11 protein-coding genes and 1 tRNA gene are annotated in these 15,236 nt (G+C 61.9%); 5 read left to right on the top strand and 7 right to left on the bottom strand.

The window, feature by feature from the left end:
- The 7 genes from AADJ04_RS10125 to AADJ04_RS10155 form a co-directional block, all read right to left on the bottom strand.
- A partial coding sequence (locus AADJ04_RS10125; RefSeq protein ID WP_341239538.1) for an LON peptidase substrate-binding domain-containing protein occupies positions 1–843 on the bottom strand: 843 nt, incomplete at its 3' end.
- A gap of 127 nt (positions 844–970) precedes the next feature.
- Complete coding sequence (gene clpX / locus AADJ04_RS10130; RefSeq protein ID WP_341239539.1) at positions 971–2,236, bottom strand: ATP-dependent Clp protease ATP-binding subunit ClpX; 1,266 nt, start codon at positions 2,234–2,236, stop codon at positions 971–973.
- Positions 2,237–2,331: 95 nt separating this feature from the next.
- On the bottom strand, positions 2,332–2,940 hold the full coding sequence (gene clpP, locus AADJ04_RS10135; RefSeq protein ID WP_044402533.1) for an ATP-dependent Clp endopeptidase proteolytic subunit ClpP: 609 nt from the start codon (positions 2,938–2,940) through the stop codon (positions 2,332–2,334).
- A 123-nt stretch (positions 2,941–3,063) separates the two neighbouring features.
- A complete protein-coding gene (gene tig, locus AADJ04_RS10140) occupies positions 3,064–4,374 on the bottom strand; it encodes a trigger factor (RefSeq protein ID WP_338819547.1) in 1,311 nt (436 codons plus the stop codon).
- A 75-nt stretch (positions 4,375–4,449) separates the two neighbouring features.
- A tRNA-Leu gene (locus AADJ04_RS10145) sits at positions 4,450–4,536 on the bottom strand.
- Positions 4,537–4,640: 104 nt separating this feature from the next.
- Positions 4,641–7,814, bottom strand: a complete 3,174-nt coding sequence (locus tag AADJ04_RS10150) for an efflux RND transporter permease subunit (protein ID WP_341239540.1) — start codon at positions 7,812–7,814, stop codon at positions 4,641–4,643.
- A gap of 8 nt (positions 7,815–7,822) precedes the next feature.
- Complete coding sequence (locus AADJ04_RS10155; RefSeq protein ID WP_341239541.1) at positions 7,823–8,953, bottom strand: efflux RND transporter periplasmic adaptor subunit; 1,131 nt, start codon at positions 8,951–8,953, stop codon at positions 7,823–7,825.
- 378 nt (positions 8,954–9,331) lie between these two features.
- On the opposite strand from AADJ04_RS10155, the gene hpnC reads away from it, so the two are divergent.
- The 5 genes from hpnC (at position 9,332) to hpnE (ending at position 15,192) form a co-directional block, all read left to right on the top strand.
- Positions 9,332–10,234 carry a squalene synthase HpnC gene (gene hpnC, locus AADJ04_RS10160; protein ID WP_341239542.1) on the top strand — a complete coding sequence of 301 codons (903 nt, stop codon included), beginning with the start codon at positions 9,332–9,334 and terminating at the stop codon, positions 10,232–10,234.
- 272 nt (positions 10,235–10,506) lie between these two features.
- On the top strand, positions 10,507–11,907 hold the full coding sequence (locus AADJ04_RS10165) for an L-serine ammonia-lyase (protein WP_341239543.1): 1,401 nt from the start codon (positions 10,507–10,509) through the stop codon (positions 11,905–11,907).
- A gap of 114 nt (positions 11,908–12,021) precedes the next feature.
- Entirely contained in the window at positions 12,022–12,918 is an 897-nt protein-coding gene (locus AADJ04_RS10170; protein WP_341239544.1) for an amino acid ABC transporter substrate-binding protein, read from the top strand.
- A 91-nt stretch (positions 12,919–13,009) separates the two neighbouring features.
- Positions 13,010–13,849 (top strand): presqualene diphosphate synthase HpnD, encoded by an 840-nt coding sequence (gene hpnD, locus AADJ04_RS10175; protein WP_044402515.1) that lies wholly within the window; start codon positions 13,010–13,012, stop codon positions 13,847–13,849.
- Positions 13,849–15,192: a hydroxysqualene dehydroxylase HpnE gene (gene hpnE / locus AADJ04_RS10180; protein WP_044402513.1), complete on the top strand. Its 1,344-nt coding sequence runs from the start codon at positions 13,849–13,851 to the stop codon at positions 15,190–15,192. Before hpnD ends, hpnE begins: the two co-directional genes overlap by 1 nt.
- Positions 15,193–15,236: the final 44 nt, after the last annotated feature.

Genomic DNA, 15,236 nt, shown 5'->3' on the forward strand with positions numbered 1-15,236 from the left:
CTTTTTCAATTCAGCTTCTGCCTTCTTGCGAGCCTCGGCAGGCATCTTGGCGAGCTTGATCTTCTTCTCAATCTCTTCGATGTCCGCGCCGTCGTCGCCCTCACCCAATTCTTTCTGGATGGCTTTGACCTGCTCATTCAGATAGAAGTCGCGCTGGTTCTTCTCCATCTGGCGCTTCACGCGCCCACGGATTTTCTTGTCAACGTTCAGGATGTCGACTTCACGATCAAGCTGCTCGAACAGATTCTCAAGGCGAGCCTTCACATCGGAGAGGTCCAGTACCACCTGCTTGTTCTCAAGCTTCAGAGGCAGATGGGCCGCAATGGTGTCGGCCAAACGGCCCGGATCATCGATGCTGGCGATCGACGTCAAAATCTCGGGTGGGATCTTTTTGTTCAGTTTGACGTATTGGTCAAACTGCTGCATCACTGCTCGACGCAAAGCCTCAATTTCACTCGACTTGGCTTCGTCAGCAGCAGGGGCAACTGGCGTCACCGTAGCGTTGAAATGGGTTTCTGCATCCTCTATGGAGGAGACCAAGGCACGCTGCTGGCCTTCCACCAGCACCTTGACGGTGCCGTCGGGAAGTTTGAGCATCTGCAAGATGGTCGAGACACAGCCGACATCAAACATATCAGACACCGAAGGCTCGTCTTTGGCGGCTGCCTTCTGGGCGACCAACATAATGCGCCGCTCGGCTTCCATGGCCAACTCCAACGCCTTGATGCTTTTGGGTCTTCCCACAAAGAGGGGGATAACCATATGGGGGAACACCACCACATCACGCAAGGGCAACAGTGGAAGGTCAAGGGGGGTGGCTGGGAGGGGGGTATGTCCGGACATGGAAATCCTCAGTTAACTCTGTGGAATATGGTCCACATATGGGGATTTTCAACCCTTGCACGCAGCCGCACTGGCGCAAGGGTTGCTGAAAGAAAGGGCTGCTGGGTGCAAGCCCGTACCGGGCATCTCAGGCCTTCTTGGCCGCTTCGCGGTACACGAGAAGCGGCGGCTTGTTTTCTTCGATGGTTGCCTCGTCAACAACCACTTTCTCAACATTGCTGGTGTTGGGCAGGTCAAACATGGTGCCAATGAGCGATTGCTCCAGGATGGATCGCAAACCGCGCGCACCCGTCTTGCGTGCCAACGCCTTGCGCGCAATTGCCTTCAAGGCCGCTGGGCGAATCTCCAGCTCCACACCTTCCATGGAGAGGAGCTTGCTGTACTGTTTGACGAGCGCGTTCTTGGGCTCTGTCAGGATCTGCACCAGCGCGTCTTCGCTCAACTCAGCCAGCGCCGCCACCACCGGCATACGGCCTACCAGCTCAGGGATGATGCCAAACTTGATCAGGTCTTCAGGTTCGATCTCCTGGAACACATCCGTCAGCGACCGCTGCTTCTTGCTGCGCACTGCCGCACCAAAACCGATGCCAGAAGCCTCGGTACGGTTTTCGATGACCTTCTCCAGACCGGCAAACGCACCACCGCAAATGAACAAGATGTTGGTCGTGTCGATCTGCAAGAAATCCTGGTTGGGATGCTTACGGCCGCCTTGGGGAGGCACGCTCGCCATGGTTCCTTCGATCAGCTTGAGCAATGCCTGCTGAACGCCTTCGCCAGATACGTCACGGGTGATGGAGGGGTTGTCAGATTTGCGAGAAATCTTGTCGATCTCATCGATGTAAACGATGCCGCGCTGGGCACGCTCCACATCGTAATTGCAGCTCTGCAGCAACTTCTGCACGATGTTTTCTACGTCCTCGCCCACGTAGCCAGCTTCGGTCAGCGTGGTGGCATCGGCCATGACAAAAGGCACATCCAGCATGCGCGCGAGTGTCTGGGCCAGCAAAGTCTTGCCAGAGCCCGTGGGGCCAATCAGCAAGATATTGCTCTTCGAGAGCTCAACATCGTCCTTGAGCGCCTTGTCCTTGTGACGCAAACGCTTGTAATGGTTGTACACGGCCACAGCAAGCGTTCGCTTGGCTACGTCTTGGCCGATCACATAGTTGTCAAGATTGGTCTTGATCTCAGCCGGCGTCGGCAGGTCACTTCGCGCATCCTTGGACAACTCGCCCACCGGCAACTCATCACGGATGATTTCATTGCAAAGGTCAATGCACTCATCACAGATAAAGACCGAAGGACCAGCGATCAGCTTTTTGACTTCGTGCTGGCTTTTACCGCAGAAGGAGCAGTAAAGGGTTTTTTCGCTGGAGGAGCCTTTTTTCTCGGCCATGGGGCAATGCCTTGTTACGGAAAGTTGTCGGGATGATAACCAAATAAAAACGGCGTCTTCCCCAAGGGAAAACGCCGCCCAGTGTGCTACCGGGTTCAGGCGCGCTGGCTGATCACCTGATCCACCAAGCCGTAATCCTTGGCTTCATCGGCAGACAGGAAATAGTCGCGCTCCGTGTCGCGCTGGATCTTCTCCAGCGGCTGGCCTGTGCGTTCGGCCAGGATTTTGTTCAGTTGCTCACGGGTCTTGAGAATCTCACGGGCGTGGATCTCAATTTCAGTGGCCTGCCCCTGCATACCGCCCAGAGGCTGGTGGATCATGACCTTGGAGTTGGGCAGTGCAAAGCGTTTGCCTTTGGCACCTGCTGCCAACAAAAAGGCGCCCATGCTGGCAGCCATACCGGTGCATAGCGTTGACACATCAGGCTTGATGAAGTTCATCGTGTCGAAAATCGCCATGCCCGCGCTGACGGAACCGCCAGGCGAGTTGATGTAGAACGAAATGTCCTTGTCAGGATTTTCGCTCTCAAGGAACAGCAACTGCGCCACCACCAGATTGGCAGTCTGGTCGTTGACAGGCCCTACCAAGAAAATCACGCGCTCCTTGAGCAGGCGCGAGTAAATGTCATACGACCGTTCACCACGGCCAGACTGCTCGATGACCATGGGGATCATGCCCAGGCCTTGTGTTTCCAATGCGCTCATGTTTTCTCCAGTCAAGCAGGTACTGTACCCAGAAATGAATTGGGGCCTGTGCGCAAAAGCACAAGCCCCTTGGTTGGCATTACTGCCAGCTCAATTCCGTAGGAAATGGCCAGCAGCAGGGCTTCAGCCCTGGCCCATCAACTCGTCGAACGACACGGCCTTTTCAACCACCTTGGCCTTGCTCAGCACGAACTCGGTCACGTTATTTTCGATCACCACGGCTTCCACTTCTGCCAGACGCTGGCGGTCACCGAAGTACCAGCGCACCACGTCTTCAGGCTTCTCGTAGCTGGCAGCCAGCTCGTCGATGTGGGCCTTCAGTTGCTCGGGCTTGGCTTGCAGTTCGTTGGCACGCACCAGCTCAGCAACAACCAGACCCAAGCGCACACGGCGCTCAGCCTGGGGGCGGAACACGTCTTCAGGGATTTCTGCCTTGTCGGCGTCCTTGATGCCGCGCTGCTTCAGCTCGGCACGGGCACCTTCCATCAGGCGGGCGATTTCGGCTTGCACGCTGGCGTTGGGCAGATCCAGCTCAGCCTTGGCCACCAGGGCGTCCATCACGGCTTGCTTGTTGCGAGCCAGCAGACGGAACTTGACTTCACGCTCGAGGTTCTTTTTGATGTCTGCGCGCAGGCCTTCGACGGAGCCGTCAGCAATGCCCAGAGACTTTGCCAGGGCGTCGTTCACTTCAGGCAAGTGAGCAGCTTCAATCTTTTTGACGGTGACCAGGAAATCAGCAGTCTTGCCAGCCACTTCCTTGCCGTGGTAATCGGCAGGGAAAGCCAGCGGGAAAGTCTTGCTTTCACCGGCCTTCATGCCACGCACAGCGTCTTCGAATTCCTTGAGCATCTGGCCTTCGCCCACCAGGAACTGGAAGCCCTCTGCCTTGCCGCCTTCAAAGGGTTCGCCGTCGATCTTGCCTTCGAAGTCCACAGCCACGCGATCACCGTCCTGGGCGGCAGCGTCCAGCGCGCGCTGGGCGAAGCTGCGGCGCTGCTTGCGCAGGATGTCGATGGTCTTGTCGATAGCGGCATCGGTCACTTCAGCCGACAGCTTTTCGACTTCGGCATCCGACAGATCGGCGATCTTGACTTCAGGGAACACTTCGAAAACGGCGTCGAAAGTGACTTGACCTTCAGGAGCGCCTTCTTTTTCCGTGATACGGGGCTGACCCGCCACACGCAGATTGGCTTCATTGGCGGCCACGGCAAAAGCCTCGCCCACCTTGTCATTCAGCACTTCGTACTGAACCGAGTAGCCATAGCGCTGAGCCACCACATTCATGGGCACCTTGCCAGGACGGAAACCGTCCATCTTGACCGTGCGGGCCAGGCGCTTCAGGCGCGAGTCCACTTCAGCCTGAATCAAGGTAACGGGCACGCTCAGCGTGATCTTGCGCTCGAGCTTTTCAAGGGTTTCAACAGTAACGGCCATGGCTATTCCTCTTATGAATGTGGATCGTGCTGGCTGCAGCGCAGCAGCGCCGTGTTCCGCAAAGTCTCACATGGATGGTGCGCGGGGGGGGACTCGAACCCCCACACCATTGCTGGCGTCAGGACCTAAACCTGGTGCGTCTACCAATTTCGCCACCCGCGCGGTTCTACAAACAAACAGGCGGCAAGCACGGCTCGCCGCCTGTGTGAAATCGGTCAACCTTCTATTTTACCCTGATGTGCGGGGCGGCTGACCGAAACCTTTCTTCAAAGTACTTCAGGAGCCGGGCGACGCACCCTGAACCACGCTGCGTACATCGCTGGCAAAGCCAGCAAAGTGAGCACGGTAGCGACCACCAAGCCACCCATGATGGCCACAGCCATCGGACCCCAGAAAACACTGCGCGACAAGGGAATCATGGCCAGCACCGCCGCCGCGGCAGTCAGCACGATGGGGCGCAGACGGCGCACAGCCGACTCCACAATCGCATCCCACGCAGGCACGCCGCGTGCACGGTCTTGCTCGATCTGGTCGATGAGGATCACCGAATTGCGCTGGATCATGCCCATGAGGGCAATCACCCCCAGCAACGCCACAAAGCCAAACGGACGGTTCAGCAGCAGCAACGCCCCAGCCACCCCAGCCAGCCCCAGCGGGCCGGTCAGGAAGACGAGCATCGCGCGACTGAAGCTGTGCAGTTGCAGCATCAACAGCGTGAAGGTAATGAACAGCATGATCGGAATGCCTGCCGCAATCGACGCAGACCCCTTGGAGCTTTCCTCCACGGCACCGGCCACTTCAATGCGATAGCCGCCCTGCCCTGCCGCATGCCAGCGGGCTTCGATCTCGCGCAGGCCGGGCAGCAGCGCGGCCGTCACTGTGGCGCCCTGCATGCCTTCGGTCACATCCCCCTGCACCGTGATGGCGTAGTCACGGTTCTCGCGCCACATCACACCAGGCTCCCAGGTGAACACGGGCTTGGCAATTTGCGTGAGCGGGATGGACTTGCCCGAGGCCGTGGGCAGATAAGCGCTACCGATATCGGTAATGGCGTTGCGCTCGTCCAGCGGCTGGCGCAGCACGATGTCGATGAGCTTGTCACCCTCGCGGAACTGCCCGATCTGCGAGCCGGCCAGCATGATCTTGGCGGCTTGGGCGATGGACTGGCTGCTGACCCCCAGCGCACGCGCCTTGTCCTGGTCCACCTCCATGCGCAGCACTTTCACGGACTCGTTCCAGTTGTCGTTCACGCCGCGCATGTCGGGGCTGGCGCGCAGTGCAGCCTTCACCTCATCAGCACGCTCACGCAGCACCACCGGGTCAGGGCCCATCACGCGGAACTGAACGGGGTAGGCCACGGGCGGGCCGTTGGGCAGCAATTTCACGCGCCCGCGCACCTCAGGAAATTCCTGTGCCAGCAGCGTGGGCAGCTTGATGCGCAGCGATTCACGCACCGCCAGGTCTTTGGGCAAGACGATGAACTGCGACACGTTGGTTTGCGGCAGCACTTGGTCCAGCGGCAGATAGAAACGTGGAACGCCCGAACCCACCCAGGTGGTCACGGAATTCACACCGGCTTCGGTCAGCAGGCGTTGCTCCACCCGCTTGGTGACCTCTTCGTTGCCCGCAAACGATGTGCCTTCAGGGAACCAGACTTCCACCATGATTTCGAGACGGCTGGAATCCGGGAAAAACTGCTGCTGCACCTTGCCCATGCCCACAATGCCCAGGGCAAAGGTCAGGGCCGTGAGTCCAATGGTGATCCAGCGGTGCTGCACGCACCAGTCCACCAGCCGCCGAAAGGCGGTGTAGAACGGGCTGTCAAACACCTCGTGCGGGTCGTCGGTGATGCCCTTGTTGGCCTGGGCGGCCTGCACATGGGGCGGCACCTTGAGCAGCAGCGTGCCCAGGTAAGGCACGAAGTACACCGACACCACCCATGACAGCACCAGCGAAATCACCGTCACGGCAAAAATCGCGAAGGTGTATTCACCCGTCATCGACTTGGCAATGCCAATCGGCAAAAAGCCAGCCGCCGTGATCAGGGTGCCCGTCAGCATGGGCATGGCTGTCAGCTCATAGGCAAAGGTGGCGGCGCGCACCTTGTCGTAGCCCTCTTCCAGCTTCAGCACCATCATTTCGACGGCGATGATGGCGTCGTCCACCAGCAGGCCCAGCGCAATGATGAGCGAGCCCAGCGAAATCTTGTGCAGGCCAATGCCCCAGTACCACATGGCCAAAAAGGTCACGGCCAGCACCATGGGAATGGTGATGCACACCACCAGGCCGGGCCGGGGGTCGATGTACCAGCGCTTCCACAGCGGGTGGTTGCCAGGGCGCTTGTGCAGGCCCAGGCTGATGAAGCTCACGGCCAGCACGATGACCACGGCTTCGATCAGCACCTTCACAAATTCGTTGACCGATGTGGACACGGCCTTGGGCTGGTCTTGCACATTGACCAGCTTGACGCCCGCTGGCAACGAGTTGCCGATGCGCTGCGTGGCTTGTTCCAGCGCCTTGCCCAGGGCAATGATGTCGCCACCCTTGGCCATCGAGATACCCAGCGCAATCACCTCACGCCCCTGGTGGCGCACCTTCACGGTGGACGGGTCTACGTAGCCACGCTTGACCTCTGCAATATCGCCCAGGCGGAACTGCGCACCCGACGGGCCGCGAATCGGCATGGCCCGCAGGTCTTCAATGGCGTTGAACTGGCCGCCCACACGCACCTGCACCTGGTCCAGCGGGGTCTGCACAGCCCCGGCCGACTCCACGGCGTTTTGCTGGCCCAGCTGGGCCAGCACCTGGTTGAAATCCAGCCCCAGCTGCGACAGGCGCTTTTGCGAGATTTCGACAAACAGCTTTTCGTCCTGCACGCCAAACTGCTCGACCTTGGCCACATCGCGCACCCGCAGCAGTTGCTGGCGCACATCGTCGGCAAAGGTCTTCAGCTCTGCGTAGCTGAAGCCTTCGGACTCCAGCGCGTAGATCACGCCATACACATCGCCGAACTCATCGTTGAAGAAAGGCCCCTGGACGCCGGTGGGCAGCGTGTAGCGCATGTCGCCCACCTTCTTGCGCACCGTGTACCAGATGTTGGCCACCTCGTTCGGGCGCGATGAATCCTTGATCTGGAAGATGATCTGCGACTCGCCTGGCTTGGAGTAGCTGCGGATCTTGTCGGCGTAAGGCACTTCCTGCAGCGTGCGCTCGATCTTGTCGGTCACCTGCTCGGCCACCTGCTGCGCCGTGGCGCCGGGCCAGTAGGTACGCACCACCATCACGCGGAAGGTGAAGGGCGGGTCTTCGTCCTGCCCCAGCTGGAAATAGGCCGCGAAGCCCAGCAGCATCAGCACGACCATCAGGTAGCGCGTGAGCGCCGGGTGGTCGAGCGCCCACTTGGAGAGGTTGAACCCCTCTTTTGGTTGGTTCTGGCTCATGGTGTGCCTTACTTCGCAGCGGGCTGGGATGCGCTATTTGCTACTGAATCAGTAGCTACTGGCGCTTGATTCACGGGCGCTACAGCCGTTTTTGGCTGATATACCGTCACCTTCTGCCCTGGTGAGAGCACATGCACCCCGGTGGCCACCACCTGCATGCCAGGCGTGAGGCCAGAGGCCACCACGGCATCGTTGCCATCGGCGGTGGCAATCTGGATGACCTGGGACTTGACGGTGCTGGTGGCTGGGTCATATACCCACACCGCGGTGGACTGCCCTTCCTGGCGCAAGGCCGTGGTGGGCAGCTTGATGGCGGGGGTGCCGGCATGGCTCAGCGCCTTGGGGGTGACGTACACGGTGGAGCCCAGGGCCGGCGCTTCGGCGCGGTCGATGGCCACCTTGACCTGGAAGGTGCGGGTGGCAGCGTCGGCACTGGCGGCCACTTCGCGCACCTTGCCCGCCAACGTCTTGCCATTGGCCCAGCCACGCACGGCCACTTCCTGGCCGGGGGCCATGGCGGCCACCTTGTCCTCGGGCACAGCAAACACCACATCACGGGCGCCGTCCTGGGCGATGCGCACCACGGGCGCACCTGCCGCCACCACCTGGCCTGGCTCAGCATCAATGCCGGTCACCACGCCAGCCGCGTCGGCCACCAGCCGCGTGTAGGCGGCCTGGTTGCCTTGCGAGGCCAGTTGCGCCTGAGCCTGATCCAGAGTGGCCTGCGCGGCCTTCAGGGCGGTGTCGCGCCGCTCCAGCTCGGCGCCGCTGATGAAATTCTGGTCTTTCAGCGCTGCGTAGCGCTTGTAGTCGGCCGCCGCCAAGTCGCGCTGGGTGGTGGCTGCTGCCAATTGCGCGCGGGCAGCCTCAGCCGCCAACTGGTAGTCCTTGGGGTCCAGCTGCGCCAGCACATCGCCAGCCTTCACCCTCTGGCCCAGTTCGGCCTGGCGCTGCACGATCTTGCCGCCCACGCGAAAGCCCAGGCGGGATTCCACCCTGGCGCGTACCTCGCCCGCATATTCGAGCTGCGACTCCAACGCCCCCACGCCCACCGTCATCAACTTGACGGCACGCACGGGCTCCTGTGGCGGCGCAGGCCGCGAACAAGCGGCCATCAGCGCCACTGCGCCCAGAAGCATGAGATACCTGTGAAACCCGTGAAATGGCCGCGAAGCGGAAGGTGTACGCATGGAAAATCCAGTGATGAAAAATGGTGCGACCGGGCGGTGCAAGTTGGACTGCCCCTTGCTCTGCGCCCAGGCCAAAGCCGATGGGCCCCTCCCCCGGCAAATCACGCGATAGGGCACGACAACACAGTCGTGCACGCCACAGCGATGGACCGGCGCGACAGGCGCAACCGGGAACCACCCCTTGTTTCGGGGCTGCAAAAGCGGTGATTTATTCAGGAGAGAGGCCTTCAACCAGCCCTGGTCAGACAGTGCCAAAACAGCTACTGACTGACCGGTTAGTAATCTATGAGAAGGCCCGGGCATTGTCAAGCGACAATCCACGCCGCCATGAATCCTGAAAATCGCTCTTCCCCTGCCCCTTCTGCGACCCCTTTGGCCGCCCCAGCGGCCCAGGCCGCAGCGGCAGTCACGCACTATGAGAATTTTCCGGTGGCGTCGCTGCTGTGCCCGCCCCGCCTGCGCCCGCCCATTCGGGCCATCTACGCTTTTGCACGCACCGCCGACGACATTGCCGACGAAGGCGACGCCCCGCCAGCGCAGCGCCTGCAAGACCTGGCAGCGTTTGAGGCCGACTTGCAAGCTGTCGCCCAGGGGCACGCACCATCGGAGCGTTGGGAGACGGTGTTTCTTCCGCTGCGCGCCATGATCGAACAGCACCAGCTGCCTGTGAACCTGCTGGCCGACCTGCTCAGCGCCTTCGCCCAAGACGTGGAAAAGACGCGTGACGCCGAGGGCTACGCCGACCGGGCAGAACTGCTGGACTACTGCCGCCGCTCTGCCAACCCGGTAGGCCGCTTGCTGCTGCACCTGTATGGCGTGAGCGATGCCCAGGCACTGCAGCAAAGCGACGCCATCTGCACAGCCTTGCAGCTGGCCAATTTCTGGCAGGACTTGAGCGTGGACATTCCGCGCGGCCGCCACTACCTGCCCCGCGCCGACTGCGCGGCCCACGGCGCCTGCCAGGCCAAGCTGCTGGCACGCCAGACCACGCCGCAGAACGCACGGCTGATTCAAGACAGCGCCGACTGGGCAAGGGCCCTGATGGTGCAAGGCGCACCCCTGGTACACCGCCTGCCCGGGCGCATGGGGTGGGAGCTGCGCCTGGTGGTGCAAGGCGGCCTGCGCATTCTGGACAAGGTGGACGCCCTTCAAGGCGGCAGCCTGCACACCCGCCCCCGCCTGCATGCCCCGGACTGGATCGTGATGCTGGCCCGCGCCGTGGCAATGTAAGAAAGATTTATGCCCCACAACGGGCGCTAACCCGGCGGCTTCAACCGCCCGAAAAAATTCAAGTCAAATCATGCTCTAGCGCTTTATCCAAAAGCGCAAGCAGCTACATTTTTAATAGCATCATTGATGATTGGCAGGCAACCCAGCACGCCAGCCGCCCTGGCCCGCCTTGCCGCCACCGGTATGAGGGGCAGGGATTCCGCGCGTGCGGCGGCAGCACGGCGCCGCTAGCCTTGACAGGATCACAACCCGAACCACGGCCTCGCACCACCATGTCCGTCAGCGTCTTCGACCTTTTCAAAATTGGCATCGGCCCCTCCAGCTCCCACACCGTGGGCCCCATGATTGCTGCGCGACAGTTCTCATGCCACCTGCAAGCCACCGTGGGGCTGGCGGCAGTGCACCATGTGGTGGCTGAGCTGTTTGGATCACTGTCCGCCACGGGCATCGGGCACGGCACCGACACCGCTGTGCTGCTGGGCCTGGCAGGCCATGAGCCTGACACCATCGACCCCAACCAGATCGCGCCCACCGTGGCCCAGATTCGCAGCAGCCAACGCCTGCCGCTGCTGGGCGAACACAGCATCCCCTGGATCGACAAGGAACACATGCTGCTGCGGCGCAAAAGCCTGCCACGCCACCCCAACGGCCTGTGTTTTCGTGCCTTTGATGCGCAGGGCCAGGAAATCGCCGTGCGCGAGTACTACTCGATTGGCGGCGGCTTTGTGGTGGACGAGCAAGGCCAGCGCGTGACCAACCCTGGCGCGGCCGCTGCTTCCGGCAGCCAGGGGCATGGCCAGGGGCTGCCCTACCCTTACAGCACCGGGGCCGAGCTACTGGCGCAGTGCCGCGCCACGGGCTTGAGCATGGCCCAGGTGACTGCCGCCAACGAGCAGCACTGGCACAGTGCTGACGAAGTGCAACGCCAGCTCCTGCGCATCTGGCAGACCATGGCCGGGGCCGTGCAACGCGGCTGCGCGGCCAACGGCACCCTGCCCGGCCCCATGCATGTGCGCCGCCGCGCGGCCGAGCTGCACCGCAATCTGAGCAGCCACCCCGAGGCCGCGCTGCGCGACCCGCTGTCGATGCTCGATTGGGTGAACCTCTACGCCATGGCCGTGAACGAAGAAAACGCCGCTGGCGGCCGCGTGGTCACAGCCCCCACCAACGGTGCCGCCGGGGTCATCCCCGCAGTGCTGCATTACTACGTGCGGTTCCTGCCCGGCGCGAACGATGCGGGCATTGCCACCTTTTTGCTCACTGCGGGCGCCATTGGCATCATCTACAAGATCAACGCATCGCTTTCGGGTGCCGAGGTGGGCTGCCAGGGCGAGGTGGGGGTGGCATGCTCCATGGCCGCAGGTGCGCTGGCGGCGGTGATGGGCGGCACGCCTGAACAGGTGGAAAACGCCGCTGAAATCGGCATGGAACACAACCTGGGCATGACGTGCGACCCCGTGGGTGGGCAGGTGCAAATCCCCTGCATTGAGCGCAACGCCATGGGCGCCATCAAAGCCATCAACGCCGCACGTATGGCCCTGCGCGGCGATGGCCAGCATGTGGTGTCGCTCGACAAGGTCATCAAAACCATGATGCAGACCGGCGCCGACATGAAGAGCAAATACAAGGAGACCTCGCGCGGCGGGCTGGCCGTGAACGTTGTGGAATGCTGACGGTGCGCAAGCAAGTTTGCGCACGGTAGGCCCTGAGGCAATCACGGTGGGGGGATGGATGCTGCAACGCACAAAAGGCACGTCCTTTTTACCCACCTTTCCCCCTGCTCAAGCATGTCAAACCCTTCCAAACTGCGCCAGTGGGCCTTGATGGCCGCCCTCAGCCTGGCCACCGTGCCAGCACTTGCACAAGACACCATTTCACGTATTGCCAGTTCCGGAGAGCTGCGTCTGGGCCACCGCGAGAAATCACTGCCCTTCTCGTACAAAGACAGTGCCTCTGGCAAGGTACAGGGCTACACGGTGGACATCTGTCTGCAAATCTTTGAAGAGATCAAAAAAGAGCTGAAGCGCCCCGACCTGCGCGTGAACTATCTGCTGGTGGACGGCAAGAACCGCATCACCGACGTGAAAAACAACGTGGTGGATCTGGAATGCGGCGGCACGGCCAACACCGCAGCACGGCAGAAGGAAATTGCTTTCAGCCACCATATCTTTGTGGCGTCTTCGGCATTTTTGGTACACAAAAGCTCCAACATCAAAACGCTGGACGATCTGCAGGGCAAGAAAATCGCCGTGCAGGGCAAGACCACGAACGAAAACCTGCTGCGCGCCAATGAGCGCACCTTCAACCGCAAGTTCAACTACGTGCTGGTGGAAAGCACGCTGGACGCCGTGAACGCGTTGGCCAAGGGCGAGGCCGATGCCGCTTTTGCAGACGACGCAGGCATCTGGATCCCGCTCACCCGCCTGGGCAAGTCCATGGATGACTACCACTTCCTGGAAAAACGCCTCTCTGTGGAGCCCTACAGCATTGGCCTGCGCAAGGACGACCCCAAGTTCAAGGAGCTGGTGGACCGCGTGACCCGCCGCATGATCCAGAACGGCGAGATGGCGGCCTTGTACAAAAAGTGGTTCAGCTCCGAACAAGGCACCCTGCCAATCAGCATCTTCATGAAAGAAGCGCTGCGTCGCCCCAGCGACATCGGTGTAGAGCAGATCGCGTTCTAAACCCCGCATGCCCTCGCCAGGGGCCGGGCAAAGCCCCTGGCGCGCAGATTCTCGGGTGCGGGCCACACAGCGCGTGGGACAATCCCGCCCCATGACTCCGGAACAGTACGTCCAACAAAAAGCCGTTGCCTCGGGCAGCAGCTTCTATTACGCCTTCTTGTTCCTGCCCGCGCCCCGGCGCGCAGCGATTACTGCGTTCTATGCGTTTTGCCGCGAAGTGGATGACGTGGTGGACGAAGTGTCTGACCCCGGCGTGGCCCGCACCAAACTGGCCTGGTGGCAGGCCGAAGTGGCCAAGGCCTTTGGCGGCCAGCCAACCCACCCGGTCATGCAGGCATTGATGCCGCACACCCGCGATTACGGAATTGAGCAACGCCACCTGCAGGCCGTCATCGACGGCTGCCAGATGGACCTGGAGCAAACCCGCTACCTCGACTTTGCAGGCCTCAAGGGCTATTGCCACCTGGTGGCAGGCATTGTGGGTGAGGTGGCCGCACGCATTTTTGGTCAGACCGACGAGCGCACCACCCAATACGCACATACGCTGGGACTGGCGTTTCAGCTCACCAACATCATTCGGGATGTGGGTGAAGACGCCATGCTGGGCCGCATTTACCTGCCCGTCAGCGAGTTGCAGCAGTTTGATGTGAAGGCCCACGAAATTCTGAAGCGCACGTATTCCGACCGTTTCACCGCCCTCATGCGCTTTCAGGCCGAGCGAGCGCACCGCCTGTACGACGAGGCACTGGCCCTGTTGCCCGATGCAGACCGCCGCGCCCAGAAGCCTGGGCTCATGATGGCCAGCATCTACCGCACCCTGCTGCGCGAAATCGAACACGACAACTTCCAGGTGCTGCACCAGCGCATTCGCCTCACGCCCCTGCGCAAGTTCTGGCTGGCATGGAAGGTCCAGGCCCTGGGGCGTATGTGATGCGCGTCGCGGTAGTGGGGGCCGGCTGGGGCGGCATGGCGGCAGCCGTGGCGTTGACGCAGGCAGGCCACCACGTCACCGTAATGGAAGCCGCTCGCACCCTGGGTGGGCGGGCGCGGGCCCTGCACACCGTGGATGCAGCGGGCCAGCCCCTCGTGCTGGACAACGGGCAACACATCTTGATTGGCGCCTACACCGAAACCCTGCGTTTGATGCGCACGGTGGGCGTGGACGTGCCCAGCGCCATGCTGCGCCTCCCCCTGACCTTGACCTACGCCGACCGCAGCGGCCTGGAACTGCCTGACCTGCCGCCCCCCTGGGATGCGCTGGTGGGCGTGGCGCGGGCACGCGGCTGGAGTTGGACCGACAAAGTCGCGTTGCTGCGCACCTGCGCCAGCTGGCAGCTCAAGGGTTTCCGGTGCGATGCGCGCTGGTCGGTGGCACAGCTGTGCGAAAGGCTGCCGCAGCGCCTGCTGCAGGAGTTCATCGAGCCCCTGTGCGTATCGGCACTCAACACCCCCGCGCACGAGGCCAGCGCGGAAGTGTTCTTGCGCGTGTTGCGCGACAGCCTGTTCAGCGGGCGCGGTGGCTCGAACCTGCTGCTGCCGCGCACCGACCTGGGTACGCTGTTCCCCGATACCGCCGCGCAGTGGCTGCAAGCCCGGGGAGCTGCGCTGCACTCGGGGCAACGCGTAGCGGGCCTGGCGCGCACCCCTGACGGCTGGGACGTGGACGGCACACACTTTGACTCGGTGGTGCTGGCCACCCACAGCACGGAAGCAGCCCGCCTGGTGCAAGCGGCCCACGGCAGCCTTTCCCACACCGAACAAGGCGAAGCCACCGAATGGATCCATGTAACCCAAGCACTGCGGTTCACATCCATCGGCACGGTGTACGCACAGGCCTCTGCCACCAGCCTCCCGAATGGGTCTGGGCACACTGAGGAAAGTCGCCATACCCTGAACCAGGCAATGCTGGCCTTGCACCCAGGCCCCGAGCAACCCGCGCAGTTTGTATTCGACCGCGGGCACCTGGGGGGGGCTGCCGGTTTGCTAGCCTTTGTGGTCAGCGTCAGTGAGCAAGACAGGGCCACGCTTGAGGATCAGGTAGTGCGCCAGGCCCAGGAACAGCTGGGCCTCAAAACCCTGCGCCCTCTCCAGAGCGTGGTGGAAAAACGCGCAACCTTTGCCTGTACCCCAGGGCTGCGCCGTCCTGGAAATCGCGTGCTTTCAGGCCTGTGGGCCGCAGGCGACTACACGGAAGGCCCCTACCCAGCCACGCTGGAAGGCGCTATCCGCAGCGGCCTTCACGCAGCGCAGCAAATCACAGGCCTGCGCCACTGAAAACGACCCGCTTGGCGGGCAAATCCTGGCGCGGTCGCAAGCAG

This window comes from uncultured Acidovorax sp., from assembly GCF_964021665.1.
Classification (GTDB): domain Bacteria; phylum Pseudomonadota; class Gammaproteobacteria; order Burkholderiales; family Burkholderiaceae_C; genus Acidovorax; species Acidovorax temperans.

What these genes read in the sequence shown, in the direction of transcription:
- clpX (WP_341239539.1), bottom strand. Translation starts at nt 2,236, where the DNA reads ATGGCCGAGAAAAAAGGCTCCTCCAGCGAAAAAACCCTTTACTGCTCC.
- clpP (WP_044402533.1), bottom strand. Translation starts at nt 2,940, where the DNA reads ATGAGCGCATTGGAAACACAAGGCCTGGGCATGATCCCCATGGTCATC.
- tig (WP_338819547.1), bottom strand. Translation starts at nt 4,374, where the DNA reads ATGGCCGTTACTGTTGAAACCCTTGAAAAGCTCGAGCGCAAGATCACG.
- AADJ04_RS10150 (WP_341239540.1), bottom strand. Translation starts at nt 7,814, where the DNA reads ATGAGCCAGAACCAACCAAAAGAGGGGTTCAACCTCTCCAAGTGGGCG.
- AADJ04_RS10155 (WP_341239541.1), bottom strand. Translation starts at nt 8,953, where the DNA reads ATGCTTCTGGGCGCAGTGGCGCTGATGGCCGCTTGTTCGCGGCCTGCG.
- hpnC (WP_341239542.1), top strand. Translation starts at nt 9,332, where the DNA reads ATGAATCCTGAAAATCGCTCTTCCCCTGCCCCTTCTGCGACCCCTTTG.
- AADJ04_RS10165 (WP_341239543.1), top strand. Translation starts at nt 10,507, where the DNA reads ATGTCCGTCAGCGTCTTCGACCTTTTCAAAATTGGCATCGGCCCCTCC.
- AADJ04_RS10170 (WP_341239544.1), top strand. Translation starts at nt 12,022, where the DNA reads ATGTCAAACCCTTCCAAACTGCGCCAGTGGGCCTTGATGGCCGCCCTC.
- hpnD (WP_044402515.1), top strand. Translation starts at nt 13,010, where the DNA reads ATGACTCCGGAACAGTACGTCCAACAAAAAGCCGTTGCCTCGGGCAGC.
- hpnE (WP_044402513.1), top strand. Translation starts at nt 13,849, where the DNA reads ATGCGCGTCGCGGTAGTGGGGGCCGGCTGGGGCGGCATGGCGGCAGCC.